Source organism: Streptomyces sp. NPDC048111 (assembly GCF_043202815.1).
Lineage (GTDB): Bacteria > Actinomycetota > Actinomycetes > Streptomycetales > Streptomycetaceae > Streptomyces.
Genome location: NZ_JBIDBD010000008.1, coordinates 244951 through 259915, shown reverse-complemented (window position 1 = coordinate 259915; position 14965 = coordinate 244951). Strand labels below are relative to the sequence as shown.

Annotated in this window: 16 protein-coding genes; 6 read left to right on the top strand and 10 right to left on the bottom strand. The window is 73.8% G+C overall.

Translation table 11 applies throughout. The features are described from left to right. Positions 1–10: 10 nt before the first annotated feature. The 4 genes from argJ to ACGF3I_RS17155 all read right to left on the bottom strand — a co-directional run bounded on the left by argJ (position 11) and on the right by ACGF3I_RS17155 (position 3332). A complete protein-coding gene (argJ, locus tag ACGF3I_RS17170; protein ID WP_393132718.1) occupies positions 11–1168 on the bottom strand; it encodes a bifunctional glutamate N-acetyltransferase/amino-acid acetyltransferase ArgJ in 1158 nt (385 codons plus the stop codon). Continuing rightward, on the bottom strand, positions 1165–2196 hold the full coding sequence (gene argC / locus ACGF3I_RS17165) for an N-acetyl-gamma-glutamyl-phosphate reductase (RefSeq protein ID WP_393132716.1): 1032 nt from the start codon (positions 2194–2196) through the stop codon (positions 1165–1167). Before argC ends, argJ begins: the two co-directional genes overlap by 4 nt. 127 nt (positions 2197–2323) lie before the next feature. After that, a complete protein-coding gene (locus ACGF3I_RS17160) occupies positions 2324–2671 on the bottom strand; it encodes a VOC family protein (RefSeq protein ID WP_393132714.1) in 348 nt (115 codons plus the stop codon). Positions 2672–2771: 100 nt separating this feature from the next. Then, positions 2772–3332: an isochorismatase family protein gene (locus tag ACGF3I_RS17155; RefSeq protein ID WP_393132712.1), complete on the bottom strand. Its 561-nt coding sequence runs from the start codon at positions 3330–3332 to the stop codon at positions 2772–2774. A 155-nt stretch (positions 3333–3487) separates the two neighbouring features. On the opposite strand from ACGF3I_RS17155, the gene ACGF3I_RS17150 reads away from it, so the two are divergent. From ACGF3I_RS17150 to ACGF3I_RS17140, 3 genes are all read left to right on the top strand, one after another. Further along, positions 3488–4243: a VOC family protein gene (locus ACGF3I_RS17150; RefSeq protein ID WP_393132710.1), complete on the top strand. Its 756-nt coding sequence runs from the start codon at positions 3488–3490 to the stop codon at positions 4241–4243. Between the two features lie 39 nt (positions 4244–4282). Further along, a complete protein-coding gene (gene sigJ / locus ACGF3I_RS17145; RefSeq protein ID WP_393132708.1) occupies positions 4283–5227 on the top strand; it encodes an RNA polymerase sigma factor SigJ in 945 nt (314 codons plus the stop codon). A 126-nt stretch (positions 5228–5353) separates the two neighbouring features. Next, complete coding sequence (locus ACGF3I_RS17140; RefSeq protein ID WP_393132706.1) at positions 5354–6556, top strand: NAD(P)/FAD-dependent oxidoreductase; 1203 nt, start codon at positions 5354–5356, stop codon at positions 6554–6556. A 55-nt stretch (positions 6557–6611) separates the two neighbouring features. On the opposite strand, the gene ACGF3I_RS17135 is transcribed toward ACGF3I_RS17140, so the two are convergent. From ACGF3I_RS17135 to ACGF3I_RS17120, 4 genes are all read right to left on the bottom strand, one after another. After that, a complete protein-coding gene (locus ACGF3I_RS17135; protein WP_393132704.1) occupies positions 6612–7859 on the bottom strand; it encodes an RNA polymerase sigma factor in 1248 nt (415 codons plus the stop codon). Next, positions 7856–8221 carry a YciI family protein gene (locus ACGF3I_RS17130; RefSeq protein ID WP_393132702.1) on the bottom strand — a complete coding sequence of 122 codons (366 nt, stop codon included), beginning with the start codon at positions 8219–8221 and terminating at the stop codon, positions 7856–7858. The genes ACGF3I_RS17135 and ACGF3I_RS17130 overlap by 4 nt, the downstream gene beginning before the upstream one ends. 270 nt (positions 8222–8491) lie before the next feature. Beyond that, on the bottom strand, positions 8492–8923 hold the full coding sequence (locus ACGF3I_RS17125) for a GNAT family N-acetyltransferase (protein WP_393132700.1): 432 nt from the start codon (positions 8921–8923) through the stop codon (positions 8492–8494). An 88-nt stretch (positions 8924–9011) separates the two neighbouring features. After that, positions 9012–10448, bottom strand: a complete 1437-nt coding sequence (locus ACGF3I_RS17120; protein ID WP_393132698.1) for a PLP-dependent aminotransferase family protein — start codon at positions 10446–10448, stop codon at positions 9012–9014. Between ACGF3I_RS17120 and ACGF3I_RS17115 the strand changes: the two genes are divergently transcribed. Next, positions 10447–11562: a DMT family transporter gene (locus ACGF3I_RS17115; protein ID WP_393132696.1), complete on the top strand. Its 1116-nt coding sequence runs from the start codon at positions 10447–10449 to the stop codon at positions 11560–11562. The two genes, ACGF3I_RS17120 and ACGF3I_RS17115, sit on opposite strands and share 2 nt — an antisense overlap. A gap of 33 nt (positions 11563–11595) precedes the next feature. Here ACGF3I_RS17115 and ACGF3I_RS17110 read toward each other — a convergent pair whose 3' ends face one another. Further along, entirely contained in the window at positions 11596–12897 is a 1302-nt protein-coding gene (locus tag ACGF3I_RS17110) for a glycoside hydrolase family 10 protein (protein WP_393132694.1), read from the bottom strand. A gap of 163 nt (positions 12898–13060) precedes the next feature. Between ACGF3I_RS17110 and ACGF3I_RS17105 the strand changes: the two genes are divergently transcribed. Continuing rightward, the gene (locus ACGF3I_RS17105; protein ID WP_393132693.1) at positions 13061–13921 is read left to right on the top strand and encodes a 3-hydroxybutyryl-CoA dehydrogenase; all 861 of its coding nucleotides are present in this window, start codon (positions 13061–13063) and stop codon (positions 13919–13921) included. Positions 13922–14115: 194 nt separating this feature from the next. Beyond that, the gene (locus ACGF3I_RS17100) at positions 14116–14370 is read left to right on the top strand and encodes a hypothetical protein (protein ID WP_393132692.1); all 255 of its coding nucleotides are present in this window, start codon (positions 14116–14118) and stop codon (positions 14368–14370) included. Positions 14371–14384: 14 nt separating this feature from the next. On the opposite strand, the gene ACGF3I_RS17095 is transcribed toward ACGF3I_RS17100, so the two are convergent. Beyond that, a complete protein-coding gene (locus ACGF3I_RS17095; protein WP_393132691.1) occupies positions 14385–14921 on the bottom strand; it encodes an NUDIX domain-containing protein in 537 nt (178 codons plus the stop codon). Between the last annotated feature and the right edge of the window lie 44 nt (positions 14922–14965).

Genomic DNA, 14965 nt, shown 5'->3' with positions numbered 1-14965 from the left:
GGGTGGGCGCTCATGAGCTGTACGCGCTGTTCTCGTGGACGTAGTCGGCGGTGAGGTCGTTGGTCCAGATGACGACGGGCGCGGTGGTGCCGGCGGCGAGGTCGGCGGTGATCCTGACCTCACGGAAGCGCATGTCGACCAGGTCGCGGTCCTCACCGACGGAGCCGTTGCGGCACACCCACACGTCGTTGATGGCGACGCTCAGCGAGTCCGGCTCGAAGGCGGCCTTCGTGGTGCCGATGGCGGAGAGCACCCGGCCCCAGTTGGGGTCCTCGCCGTGGATGGCGCACTTGAGGAGGTTGTTGCGGGCGATGGAGCGGCCGACCTCGACGGCGTCGTCCTCGCTCGCGGCGTTGATCACCTCGATGCGGATGTCCTTGGAGGCGCCCTCGGCGTCCCCGATGAGCCGGCGCGCGAGGTCGTCGCACACGGTCCGCACCGCCTCGGCGAACTCGTCGTATTCCGGCGCCAGTTCAGAGGCCCCGGAGGCGAGCAGGAGCACCGTGTCGTTGGTGGACATGCATCCGTCGGAGTCGACCCGGTCGAAGGTCTGGCGGGTGGCGTCGCGCAGGGCCTTGTCCAGGGTGGCGGCGTCCAGGTCGGCGTCGGTGGTGAGCACGACGAGCATGGTGGCGAGGCCGGGGGCGAGCATGCCGGCCCCCTTGGCCATGCCGCCGACGGTCCAGCCGTCCTTGGTGACGACGCTCGTCTTGTGCACGGTGTCGGTGGTCTTGATGGCGATGGCGGCCTTCTCGCCGCCGTGCGGGGAGAGTTCGGCAGCGGCCCGCTCGATGCCCGGCAGGAGCTTGTCCATGGGGAGCAGGAGGCCGATGAGCCCGGTGGAGGCCACGGCCACCTCGCCCGCGCTGTGCCCGTCGAGCACCTCGGCGACCTTCTCGGCGGTGGCGTGGGTGTCCTGGAAGCCCTGGGGTCCGGTACAGGCGTTGGCGCCACCGGAGTTGAGGACCACAGCGCTCACCTCGCCGCCCTTGAGCACCTGCTCGGACCACAGGACGGGGGCGGCCTTGACGCGGTTGGAGGTGAAGACACCGGCGGCCGCTCGGCGGGGTCCGGTGTTGACCACGAGGGCCAGGTCCGGGTTCCCGTTCTGCTTGATTCCGGCGGCGATGCCCGCCGCCGTGAATCCCTGCGCTGCGGTCACGCTCACGGCGCAACTCCCATCGTGGAAAGGCCCGTCGACTCGTCGAGTCCGAGGGCGATGTTCATGCTCTGCACCGCGCCGCCGGCGGTGCCCTTGGTGAGGTTGTCGATGGCGCTGACGGCGATGACGCGCCGCGCGCTCTCGTCGTACGCCACTTGCACCTGCGCGGCGTTGGACCCGTACACGGAGGCGGTGGCCGGCCACTGCCCCTCGGGGAGCAGGTGCACGAACGGTTCGTCCGCGAACGCCTTCTCGTAGGCGGCCCGTACGGTGTCGGCGTCCACGCCGTCCTTCGCCCTGGCGGAGCAGGTGGCGAGGATGCCGCGGGACATGGGCGCGAGGGTGGGCGTGAAGGACACGGTGACGTCCTCGCCGGCCAGGGCGCTCAGGTTCTGGATCATCTCGGGGGTGTGCCGGTGGCCGCCGCCGACGCCGTACGGGGACATCGAGCCCATCACCTCGCTGCCGAGCAGATGGGGCTTGAGGGCCTTCCCGGCGCCGGAGGTGCCGGTGGCGGCGACGATCACGGCGTCGGGCTCGACGAGCCGGCCGTGGTACGCCGGGAAGAGCGCGAGGGAGACGGCCGTCGGGAAGCAGCCCGGCACCGCGATCCGCCGCGCTGCCTCCAACTTGGCGCGGGCGCCGGGCAGTTCGGGCAGCCCGTAGGGCCAGGTCCCGGCGTGCGCCGAGCCGTAGAACCTCTCCCACGCGCCGGCGTCCCTGAGCCGGAAGTCGGCCCCCATGTCGATGACGAGCACCTCGTCGCCGAGCCGCTCGGCGACCGCCGCGGACTGACCGTGCGGCAGCGCCAGGAAGACGACGTCGTGCCCGGCGAGCACCTCGGCCGTGGTGGGCTCAAGGATGCGTCCGGCGAGCGGAAGCAGGTGCGGCTGGAGCGCCCCGAGCGCCTGCCCCGCGTTGGAGTGCGCGGTCAGCGCACCGATCTCGACCCGGGGGTGCCCGACCAGCAGCCGCAGCAGTTCCCCGCCCGCATACCCACTGGCCCCTGCCACTGCCGCACGTACCGCCGCCATCAGTCCTCCTCGGTGATGGCATGACTATACGCAGCTACGCACTTTTATGCAACGAGCTGTGGTCCCCTTCGAGGCGAGGCGGGGCGGGGCAGGGCAGGGCGGGGCAGGGCAGAGCGCGACGGGCGGATCAGGCCACCGGGTTCTCCAGCAGGGTCACCCGGTTGCCGTCCGGGTCCTCCAGGGCGGCGAACCGGGTCCGCACACCGCCGGTCTGCACCGGGCCCGCCGCAAGACCGCGCCCGGCCAGCTCGGACAGCGCCTCGTCCAGCGACGGCACCTCCAGGTTGAGCAGCGTCGAACCGGCGTGCGCCGGGTCCTCGAAGACCTGGAGCCAACCGCCCGCGGTGAGATGCCAGTCGGCCAGCGACGGCATCGGCCGACGGTCCGCCGGGCGGCCCAGCAGCCGTTCGTACCAGGCCACCGCGATGCCGATGTCCCGCACCGGGGAGACCATCAGTACGCGCGTCACGTCCATGGGAACCGCCTGCTTCCAGAGAGCGTTCGTGGGGCTTCTTCCTCTGCAGACACCGTCGGGAGCCAGAACTCATCGGTCCGGGGCACCCGGGCTCGCGTGGTCAGGACGCGCCGCCCAGGGCGATGTCCTTGGCCTCGACCGCCCCCGCCGTGCGGCCCGGCGCCGCCTGGTGGTTCCAGTACAGGTTCGTGTGGGCGACCACCTGGTCCGGGGGCGGGGCGCCCCAGGCCGTCTTGTCGCCGGTCGTGTGCGCGTCGCTGACCAGGGTCGCGTCGTAGCCCCGGGTGAACGCGCCGTGCAGCGTCGAGCGGATGCACACGTCGGTCTCCGCGCCGGTGATCACGAGCCGCCCGACGCCGAGGCCGGCCAGCACCGACTCCAGCGTGGTGTCCTCGAAGGAGTCGCCGTAGTTCTTCCCCACCAGCGGCTCGGAGCCCTCGGGGACGAGTTCGGGGACGATCCGCCAGTCCTCGCTGCCCCGGGTGAGCCCCTCGTCGCAATGCTGGACCCAGATCACCGGGACGCCCTCCCGCCGGGCCCGCTCGACCAGGCCCGCGATGGTCGCGACGACCGCGTCGCGCCGGTGGGCACCGTCCACGACGCCGTTCTGCACGTCGACGACCAGAAGCGCGGTGTTCGGCCGGTTCTCCAAGGTGGTCATGGTCTCCCCTTTGTTCGTACGCGCGAGCGGACCCGTGTCTCCGCACCGTAGCCCCACCCACCGACAGGGGCGCGGACGGCCTCCCGGGCAGGCAACCATGCGGGCCTGCGGCCTCGCACCCGTCCCTCCGCGACCCTCTGCCTATGATCAGCCGCATGGCACTGCGACCCGTGAACGTGAACATCAAGGCGCTCGACGAGATGGCCGTCGGCCGGTTCTGGGCGGCGGCACTGGGCTGGGAGCTGTCGAGCGAGGCGCCAGGGGTGGCCAACGCCGAACCCGGGGGCGGGTTCGTGTGGCCGGACGCGAGCGCGGTGTGCGTGGACGTCGTCCGGGTGGCCGAGCCGAAGGGCGCGACGAAGAACCGCGTGCACCTCGACCTCGCCAGCACCTCAACCGCCCACCAGGCGGAGCTCGTCGCCCGGCTCGAAGGGCTCGGCGCCGAGCGGGTCGACGTGGGCCAGGGCGACGTGCCGTGGACGGTGCTCGCCGACCCGGAGGGCAACGAGTTCTGTGTCCTGGAACCGCGGGAGACCTACCGCGGGACCGGGCCCCTCGCCGCGATCGTGGTCGACTGCGTGGACCCGCGGGCGATGGCGCGGTTCTGGGGCGGGGCCACGGACTGGGTGGTGCACGAGGTGAACGACGACCACGCGGTGCTGCGCTCGGCGGAACAGGTCGGCCCCTACGTCGAGTTCCTCCGCGCGGCCGGCCCCAAGACCGTGCCGGACCGCGTCCACCTCGACCTGCTGCCGTACCCGGGGGACGACCACGCGGCCGAGGTGGCGCGGCTGCGCGCCCTCGGCGCCACCGACCTCGACCTCGGCCAGGGCGACGTGCCGTGGCGGTGCCTGAGCGACCCCGAGGGCCATGAGTTCTGCGTACTGCGCCCGGCGGGCGCGGCCTCCTGACACGGCGACTCGCGGGGCGTCCGGCGTTAGGATCCGGCCATGGCGCTGACCACGGACGACGTAGACCGGTTCGAGGCGTCGCGGCCCCGGCTCGAAGCCATTGCCTATCGGCTGCTCGGCTCCGCGAGCGAGGCCGAGGACGCCGTGCAGGAGACCTTCCTGCGCTGGCAGGCCTCGGGCGTGGAGCACATCGAGGTGCCCGAGGCGTGGCTGACGAAGGTGCTCACCCATCTGTGCCTCAACCAGCTCACCTCCGCCAGGGCCCGGCGCGAGACGTACGTCGGACAGTGGCTGCCCGAGCCGCTGCTCGCCGGGGACCCGATGCTCGGCCCCGCCGACACCGCCGAGCAGCGCGACTCCGTGTCGTACGCCGTGCTGACCCTCCTGGAGCGCCTGTCCCCCAACGAGCGGGCGGTGTACGTCCTGCGGGAGGCCTTCGGCTGTCCGCACCGGGAGATCGCCGATGTCCTGGACATCAGCGAGGCGGCGAGCCAGCAGATCTTCCACCGGGCCAAGAAGCACGTCGCCGAGGGCAAGGCGCGTACCGAGGTCGACGCCGCGGCGGCGCGGCGGATCGTGGAGGAGTTCCTCGCCGCCGCCACCAGCGGGCGGACCGAGCCGCTGGTGCGGCTGCTCACGGCCGACGCCATCGCGATCGGCGACGGCGGCGGCAAGGTGCCCGCGCGTGCCAGGGCCTTCGAGGGCGCCGTCGCGGTCGCGACGTTCCTGCGGGGCCTGTTCAGGCCCGGCGAGGCCAAGCGGCGGCTGGTCGGCGACACGGTGGAGATTTACCGGGCGGACGCCAACGGCGCCCCGGCCCTGGTGGTGGTCGCCGGCGGCACGGTCATCGGCGTCATGTGCCCGCAGATCTCGCCCGAGGGCATCGTCGCGATCCGCAGCCAGGTCAACCCGGACAAGCTCGTCCGCGCGACCCGGCGCTGGGCGGCCACCGAGCACGCCGAGCCGCTGCACCACACCTTCTGAGCGCGCCGCGCGATGGTGGCGCGCACGGCCCTGGCGGGTTGTGACCTGGTTCACATCCCGCGCCTGTCAGGAATCGGCGGGCCGCCCGGTTCAAGGGGCGACACCGCGTGAGACAGGAGCAGGGACATGCAACAGCACCGCATCATCGTCCTCGGGGCCGGCTACAGCGGGGCCATCACCGCCGGGCGGCTCGCCCGCCGCCTGCACCGCGAGGACGTCGCGATCACCCTCGTCAACGCCGAGCCCGACTTCGTCGAGCGCGTCCGGATGCACCAGCTGGCCGTCGGCCAGGACCTGGCGCCGCGGCCCCTCGCCGAGATGTTCGCGGGCACCGGGGTCGAGCTGTGCCTCGGCCGGGTCACCGCCGTCGACGTCGAGCGCCGCGGCGTCGAGGTGGCGGGGGCGGACGGCGCCGTGCGGGAACGGTCCTACGACACCCTGGTGTACGCGCTCGGCAGCGGCTGGAACGACCAGGGCGTGCCCGGCAGCGCCGAGTTCGCCCACGAGATCTCGGGGCGCGCCGGGGCGCTCAGGCTGCGCGAACGCCTCGCCCGCCTCGGCGCCGGAGAGTCCGTGGTCGTGGTCGGCGGCGGCCTCACCGGCCTTGAGGCCGTGACCGAAATCGCCGAGGCCCGCCCGGACCTCGACGTCGCGCTCGCCGCCCGCGGCGCCCTCGGCGACTGGCTCTCGCCGCGGGGGCGCGCGCATGTGCGCAAGGTCTGCGACCGGCTCGGCATCACCACGTACGAGCGGACGGCCGTCACCGCCGTGGGCGCCGACCGCGTCACCACCGCGGACGGCACCGACATCCCGGCCGCCGTCACCGTGTGGACCACCGGGTTCGCCGTCCATCCCCTCGCCCGAGCCACCGCCCTGGAGGTCACCGGCGCCGGCCGGATCGTGGTCGACGCCACCATGCGCTCGCTCTCGCACCCGGACGTGTACGCCGTCGGCGACGCGGCACAGGCGATGGGCGCGGGCGACAAGCCGCTGCGCATGTCGTGCGCCTCGGGCGTGCCGATGGCCTGGCAGGCCGCCGACGCCATCGCGGCCCGTCTGACCGGCACCAAGGTTCCGCGGGCCTCGCTGCGCTACTTCAACCAGTGCGTCTCGCTGGGGCGCGGGGACGGTCTCATCCAGTACGTGACCGCCGACGACCGGGCCGTACGCGGCGCCCTGACCGGACGGACGGCCGCCCGGTACAAGGAGCTGGTCTGCAAGGGAGCGGCCTGGGGCGTCGCCCACCCGCTCCTCGGCCTGCCCTCGCGGCCCCGCCGCGTCGTGCGCGAACCGGAGCGCACGGGCGACGCGGTCACCACACCGGCCTGAGCGGACGAGCCGGCGGGCGGGCGCGACGGGTGACCGTGTGCTTCCCGGCGCCTCCTCACCCACCCCGCAGCTCCCTCAACCGCCCGTCGAGGAAAGCCCGTTCGGCCGCGTTGTCCGTGCGGGCCAGGGCCTCCTCGTAGGCGCGGGCCGCCTCCTCGGGGCGGCCGAGGCGGCGCAGCAGGTCCGCGCGGGTGGCGTGGAAGAGGTGGTAGGAGTCGAGGGCGAGTGCGTCGACCAGGGCCAGCCCCCGGGCCGGGCCCTCGGTCTCGCCCACCGCGACGGCCCGGTTGAGGGCGACCACCGGGGTCGGGGCGAGGGCGAGCAGCTGGTCGTACAGCTGCCGGATCTGCTGCCAGTCGGTGTCCGCCGCGGTCACCGCGTCGCTGTGCACGGCGTTGACGGCGGCCAGGATCTGGTACGGGCCGGGCCGGCCGCGGCGCAGACAGCGGCGCACCAACTCCTGCCCCTCCAGGACGAGTTGACGGTCCCAGCGGGTGCGGTCCTGGTCGGCCAGGAGGACGAGCCCGCCGTCCGGTCCCGACCGCGCCGCCCGGCGCGACTCGGTGAGCAGCATCAGGGCCAGCAGCCCGAGCGGCTCGGGCTCGTCCGGCATCAGCTCGACCAGGAGCCGCCCCAGGCGCACGGCCTCGGCGCAGAGCTCGTCCCGCACGAGCCGCTCGCCCGAACTCGCCGCGTACCCCTCGTTGAAAATGAGGAAGAGCACCGCGAGCACGGCGTCGAGCCGGTCGGGCAGATCGGCCTCGCGCGGCACGCGGTAGGGGATGCGGGCGTCGCGGATCTTGCCCTTGGCCCGTACCAGGCGCTGGGCCATCGTCGGCTCGGGAACCAGGAAGGCGCGGGCGATCTCGGCCGTGCTCAGGCCGCCCAACAGCCGCAGAGTGAGGGCGACTTGGGCGGTGGGTGCGAGGGCGGGGTGGCAGCAGGTGAAGATCAGGCGGAGCCGGTCGTCGTGCACGGCGCCCTCCTCGGCCCCCTCGTCCGGCGCGTACAGCCGCTCCCGCCGGACGGCCTCGGCCTGCCGGTCGGCGCGGGTCGCCTCGCGGCGCATGCGGTCCACTGCCCGGTTGCGGGCGGTGGTGATGATCCAGCCGGCCGGGCTCGGCGGCAGCCCGTCGGCGGGCCAGCGGGCGACGGCCGTGGTGAACGCGTCCTGCACCGCCTCCTCGGCCAGGCCGATGTCCCCGGTGACGCGGATCAGGACCGCGACCGCCCGGCCGTACTCCGCGCGGAAGATCCGCTCGATCGCGGCCTTCCCGGGCCGGCCGGGCTCCGGCGCGCTCATGCGTCGGGTTCACCGTGGAAGGGGCGCACCTCGATGGGCAGGGTCGTCGCCCGCACCGCCTTGCGGCCCCAGTCCAGCGCCGCGTCCAGGTCGGGTGCCTTCACGATGCAGAGGCCGCCGAGGTACTCCTTGCTCTCGATGTAGGGACCGTCGGTGGTGAGCACGTCACCGTTCTTCTCGCGGAGCACGGTGGCCGTGCCGGGAGCCGCGAGGCCGCCCGCGAAGACCCAGACCCCGGCCTCCTTGAGCTCCTGGTGGAAGGCCTGGAGGTTCTCGTTGATCGCGGCCAGTTCCTCGGCGCCGGGCGGGGTGCCGTCGGCCGGCTGGACCACGCTGAGCAGGTAGTGCTTCGCGTTCGTCATGACGTTCTCCTCGGACGGTGGCGCCCCGGCGGGGCGGCCCTCACTGTCTATACGAACGGGATCCGGCCGGATCGACACGGATCGCGCGCCGCGCGCGGCATTCTTCACCGGGCCCCGGCGCACGAGCACTCCGGCCCGGGTGGTGCGCGAGCCGACCTGAGCGCGGCCCGGGCCGGGCGGGAGCGGGCACCCGGGGCCGGGCTCACCCGGGTGCCCGGGCGGGCCGCGGTCGAGGGGCCGCCGGGGTGGCGGGGCCAGAGGTGCGGGGGCCTATTGCAGGCCGAGCGCCATCCACTTGCCCGGGGTCTCCAGTACCCGGAACCCGATCTTCTCGTAGACGCCGTGGGCGTCCGCCGTGGCCAGCAGGATCCTGCGCAGCCCGGCCGGTTCCAGGTGGTCGCGGACGGCGGTGACCAGGGCCGTGCCGAGCCCTTCGCCGCGCGCGGCCGGGTCGACGTACACGTCGCACAGCCAGGCGAACGTGGCACGGTCGGTGACGACCCGCGCGTAGGCGAGCTGTTCACCCGAACCCCGGTCGTACGCACCGAAGTTGAGGGAGCCGGCGATGGCCGCGTCCTGCTTCTCACGGCTGCGGCCCATGGCCCAGTAGGCGTCCGTGGAGAGCCAGTGGTGGACCCGGGCGGCGTCCAGGCGCTCCGGGTCGCTGGAGATCACACAATTGCGGAAGATCACGTCGCTCATGCCCGGAGCCTGGCAGGCGGCGGCCCGGATGTCAGTGGCGGATGCCACGCCGGAAGTGCCGGAACGCCGGGAGGCCGCCGGGCCGGGCTCATCCGAGGACGGCGTCCAGGGCGGTGCGCAGGCGCCGAACCGCCTCCGAGATCTCCGCACGGCCCGTCACGCCCGCGAAGCTGAGGCGCAGGTGACCGCCCGGAGGTTCGGCGCTGAAGTAGGGGCGCCCGGGAGCGACGGCGACGCCCGCGTGCAGCGCGGCGGACACCACGGCGCTCTCGGGCACGCCGTCGGGCAGCCGGAGCCACAGGTGGTAGCCGCCGGAGGGGACGTGCGGCAGGGCGAGTTCCGGCAGGCGGTGCAGCAGGGCGGCGGCCAGCGCCTCGCGGCGCGCCGTCAACTCGGCCGACACCGCCCGCAGATGGCGGCCCCAGGCCGGGGAGCCCACGAGTTCGAGGGCGGTCTCCTGGAGGGGGCGCGGCACGAAGAAGGAGTCGACGACCTGGATGGCCCGCAGGCGTTCGACGACGGGGCCGCGGGCGGCCAGCGCGCCGACCCGCAGGCTCGGCGAGGTCGCCTTGGTGAGGGAGGAGACGTGGACGACGACGCCGTCGGGGTCGTCGGCGGCGAGCGGGGCGGGCAGCGGGCCGGCGTCCTCGTGGGCCATCCGGCGGGCGAAGTCGTCCTCCACGACGAACGCGCCGTGCTGATGGGCGATGCGGACCACCTCGCGGCCCCGCGGGGGGGCGAGCAGGCTGCCCGTCGGGTTCTGGAACAGGGGCTGGCAGACGAGCACCCGCGCGCCGGTGGCGGCGAAGGCACGGGAAAGCAGCTCGGGACGGATGCCGTCGCGATCCACCGGGACCGGGACCGGGCGCAGCCCCGAGGCGCGGGCGATGGCCAGCAGGCCCGGATAGGTGGGCGACTCGACCAGGACGGGCGCACCCGGAGCGGCGAGCGCCCGCAGCGCGGTGGTCAGCGCGGTCTGACCGCCGGCGGTGACCAGCACGTCGGCGGCGCTGACCGCGCCGCCGATCTCGCGGGCGAACCAGGCGCGCAGCTCGTCCAGGCCTGCGACGGGCGGGCGGCTCCACGCACCGGGGCGGCGCCCGGCCCGGCCGAGGGCCGCGGCCATGGCCCGCTCGGGCTGGAGACCGGGGTTGAGATAGCCGCCGCTGAGGTCGATGACTCCGCTCGCCGGGACGGTGAGGGTGGCCAGCACGCCGGTGGCGTCCACGGCGCGCGGCGCCGGGTCGGTCGCGCCGTCCGCGCTGAGCGCGACCTCCTGCCACGAGGTGTCACCGGCGGGCGCGGCGGTCGTACGCGGTTCGGCCCGGTAGGCGCCCGCGCCGGGCCGCGTGACGACGAGGCCCTCGGCGACGAGCTGGGCGAGCGCGCGCGAGACGGTCACCGGGGACACCCGGTAGCGCTCGACCAGCGCCCTGCTCGACGGCAGCTTTCCCCCCACGGAGTAGCGGTTCAGCTCGCTCCGCAGGGATGTTGCCAGCTCCGTCACACTGCTACGCTCATGCATGACAGCACACGATAGCGCTACTCCCGCCAGTCCGATAGCGGTCGGCCCGGGTACGGCGGCCGACGCAGGAGCCGGTACGGGCACGGCCCACGCAGGTGCCGGCACGGTCACCGCGGCTCCCGCCGACCGGGCCCCGGGCTCGCCCGCGCCCGCGCCCTCGCCGCTTGGCGTCGATACCGCTTCGGGTGCGCCCGCCGGCCCCCGGACCGGCTCCGCGCCGCGCGCCGGCCGGGCCGTCCCGGCCGGCGGTGGGAGCGGCCGGCGCGGCGGCGCGCTGCTCGCCGGGCTCGGCGTGGTGTCCTTCTCGCTCACCTTCCCCGGCACCGCCTGGGGTCTGGAGAGCTTCGGACCCTGGTCGCTGGTGACGCTGCGGATCACGCTGTCCGCGCTGCTCGCCGGGGCGCTGCTGCTCGCCCTGCGGGTGCCGCTCCCCGACCGTGCGCACTGGCCGGGCCTCGCCGTGGTCGCGGGCGGCTCCCTCGTCGGGTTCCCGCTGCTCACCACCCTCGCCCTGCAGACCTCGACCACCGCGCACGCCGCCGTGGTGGTCGGCCTGCTGCCGCTGGCCACGGCGGCCCTCGGCGCACTGCGCACCCGCCGGCGCCCCTCGCGGGCGTTCTGGTGCGCGGCGCTGGCCGGGGCCGCGGTGGTCGCCGTGTTCACGGTGCAGCAGAGCGGCGGGGCGCTGTCCTCGGGGGACGTGTACCTCTTCGCGGCGCTGCTGGTCTGCGCCGCCGCGTACGTGGAGGGCGGCCGGCTCGCCGCGGTGATGCCGGGCTGGCAGGTGGTCGGCTGGGCGCTCGTGCTGTGCCTGCCGTTCGCCCTGGCCGGGGCCGCGGTGGCGCTCACGCACGAACCCTGGCGCCTCACCGGGCACGGGATCGCCGGTCTGGTGTGGCTGGCGGCCGGGTCGAACTGCTTCGGCCTGTACGTCTGGTACCGCGGGCTCGCGGCGGTCGGCGTGCCCCGGGCCAGCCAGCTCCAGCTCGCCCAGCCGCTGCTCACGCTCGTGTGGTCGGTGCTGCTGCTCGGCGAGCACCTCTCCCCCGCCGCGCCGCTCGCCGCGGCGGGAGTCCTGGTGTGCATCGTGGTGACCCAGCGGGCCAGGTCCTGAGCCGGTGCCGACGCCGGCGGGCCCGGCCCCGTGTCAGCGGACCCGGGAGGTGTAGTGGTCGGCGACGACGCGGGCCATGGCCCCGGAGCGGTCCTCCGCCACCTCCTTCGCCGCGAAGAAGCAGTGCCCGCGCACCGAGGCGTGGCGCCGGGCCAGGGTCAGATGGCGGGACAGCTCCGCCGGGTCCTGCCAGGCGGCGGGCTGCGCCGGATCGCCCGCCTTGTACAGGGCCTCACCGATGTAGAGGTCGACGCCGGTGCCCCGGGCGACCTCGTCCCACCAGCGCACCAGAACCGCGTAGTCGGCGGCGGGCAGCCCGATGTTCCAGTACAGCTGCGGGCACAGGTAGTCGACCCGGCCCTCGCGCACCCAGGTGCGGGTGTCGGCGTACAGGTCGTCGTAGGTCTGGGCACCGGCCCGGGTCGCCGAGCCCAGCGGATCGCTGGAGTCGTTGCGCCAGACCCCGAACGGGCTGATCCCGAACCGGACTTGGGGCTTGAGCGCCTTGATGCGCCCGGCCGTCTCGTGCACCAGGAGGTCGATGTTGGCGCGCCGCCAGGCGGCCCGGTCCGCGAAGCCGTCGCCGTACCGCGCGTACGCCTCGTCGTCGTCGAAGGCCTGCCCCTTCACCGGGTAGGGGTAGAAGTAGTCGTCCCAGTGCACCCCGTCGATGTCGTAGCGGCCGACGGCGTCCAGCATCGCGTCCTCGACGAAGCGGCGGACCTCGGGCAGGCCCGGGTTGTAGTAGAGCTTGCCGCCGTAGGGGACGACCCAGCCGGGGTTGCGGCGGGCGGGGTGCTCCGGGACCAGCCGCCCCGGGTCGGTGTGGTTGGCCACGCGGTACGGGTTGAACCAGGCGTGCAGGGCGAGCCCGCGCCGGTGCGCCTCCTCGACGGCGGTGCCCAGCGGGTCCCAGCCGGGGTCGCGGCCCTGCACCCCGGTGAGCCACTGGGACCAGGGCTCGTACGGAGACGGCCAGAGGGCGTCGGCGGTCGGGCGGACCTGGAGGACCACGGTGTTCAGGCGGCGCTCGACCGCCGTGTCCAGGTGGCCGACGAGCTCGGCGCGCTGGGCCTCGGCGGTCAGACCGGCCCGGGAGGGCCAGTCCCGGTTCACCACGGTCGCCAGCCACACCCCGCGGAACTCGCCCCGCGTGCCGTCGCCCGCCTCCCGCTCCGCCCGGGCCCGCCCCCGCGGGCGGCCCGCGGCGGCGTCCCGTACGGCCCGGTGCAGGGAGCCGTCCCGGTCCGCGGCGCCCGCGCCGCCCGCCGTGATCAGCCCGCCGAGCGCTCCGGCCGTGCCCGTAACGAAGCCCCGTCGCGTGATTCGTCCCACGTCTGCCCCTCACTCGGATCCCGTCGGCCCAGGTCTACCGGACTTCCGGCCCGCCCCGGCCCCACGCGCCCGCGCGCGTCCGGAGTAACGTCAGGGGCCGAAGGCGGGCGCCGGAATCACACGGGGGACCTGCCGGGGACTGCTGTAGAGCGAAAGGCACGATGTGACCGACATCGAACGCGTCGGAATTGTGGGCTGTGGCCAGATGGGCGCGGGCATCGCGGAGGTGTGCGCCCGCAGCGGCCTGGACGTCATGGTCGCCGAGACCACCGGCGAGGCCCTGGAGATCGGCCGCACCCGGCTGCACAACTCCCTCTCGAAGGCCGCCGAACGCGGCAAGATCTCCGAGGAGGAGCGCGACGCGACGCTCGCCCGGCTCAGCTTCACCACCGACCTCGGCGAGTTCGCCGACCGTGACCTCGTGATCGAGGCCGTCGTGGAGAACGAGCAGGTCAAGACGGAGATCTTCCAGGTCCTCGACCAGGTCGTGACCCGCCCGGACGCGATCTTGGCGTCCAACACCTCCTCCATTCCGCTGGTCAAGCTCGCGGTCGCCACCTCGCGTCCCGACCAGGTCATCGGCATCCACTTCTTCAACCCGGCCCCCGTGCAGAAGCTGGTGGAGCTGATCCCCGCGCTCACCACGTCCGAGGGCACCATCAGCCGCGCCCAGGTCCTGGTCGAGAAGGTCCTGGGCAAGCACGCCATCCGCGCCCAGGACCGTTCGGGCTTCGTGGTCAACGCGCTGCTCATCCCGTATCTCCTGTCGGCGATCCGGATGTTCGAGTCGGGCATCGCCAGCCGCGAGGACATCGACAACGGCATGGAGCTGGGCTGCGCCCACCCGATGGGTCCGCTGAAGCTCTCCGACCTCATCGGCCTGGACACGGTCGCCTCGGTCGCCGACTCCATGTACGACGAGTACAAGGAGCCGCTGTACGCCGCTCCCCCGCTGCTCCAGCGCATGGTGGACGCCGGCCGCCTGGGCCGCAAGACCGGGTCCGGTTTCTACTCGTACGCCTGAGAATCGTCGGCGTTCGGAGGTATGGGCGGGTGTACGTCCGAAAGGCGTGAGCCGGGCTCGCGCCGCGCACACCGGGTGTGCGGCACGAGCCCGCATATGCCCATCGCACACGCTCCCGCCCCTGGAGCACGGCGAGTTGACTCTGAGCCAATCCATTCATTGGCACGTCCGCACCAGGACTAAGGAGCCACGCCGTGTCCACCCACTCGGGACATTCGACCGTCGACGAACTGGCGGAGTTACGCCGCTGCCTGGAAGTCGGCATGGCCCACATGGACGGGCAGCTCGCGCTGCTCGCCCAGCGGGGCGAGCAGACGGAGCGTGAACTGACCGAGACGGCGGGGCGGGTGGCGGCCCTCGAACATTTGAGGTGGCCGCTTCCCGCCCTCACCGTACTGGCCGCCGTCGGCGCGCTCTCGCTCGCCGTGTGGCAGGCCCTCGGCCGCTGAGGCACCCCCCGCGGCTAGCCGTCGGCTAGCCGCAGATGGTGCAGGAGCAGGAGACCGGCCGCCATGTTGGCGGCCGGGACCTCCCCCCGGGCGACCATGTCGGGCACCAGCTTGAGGGGGATCCACTCGCGGCGGGACGACTCGAAGTCGTCCTCGGGGTGGCCGATGTACTCGGCCGACTCCGACCAGAACAGATGGTGCCGGGCGTCGATGAGCCCATTGGCGGGCTCGACGGTGAGCAGCGGTTTGAGCGGTCCCGGCCGCCAGCCGGTCTCCTCCTCCATCTCACGGGCGGCGGCGGCCTCGATGTCCTCGCCGTCCTCGACGACACCGGCGGCCAGTTCCCAGCCCCAGCTGTCGGTGATGAAGCGGTGCCGCCACAGCAGCAGCACCTCGTTGGCCGCGTTGACGACGGTCGCGACGGCGACCGGCCGCAGCCGGATCAGGAAGTGGTCCAGGTGTCGCCCGTCCGGAAGCGCCACGTCCGCGAGGTTGACCCGGAACCAGCGGTTCTCATACACGGTTTGTTCGTTCAGGTTCGTCCACTGCACGTTTCTGCCACCTTCCGACAAGTAGATGGCAATATCGCAGCAGG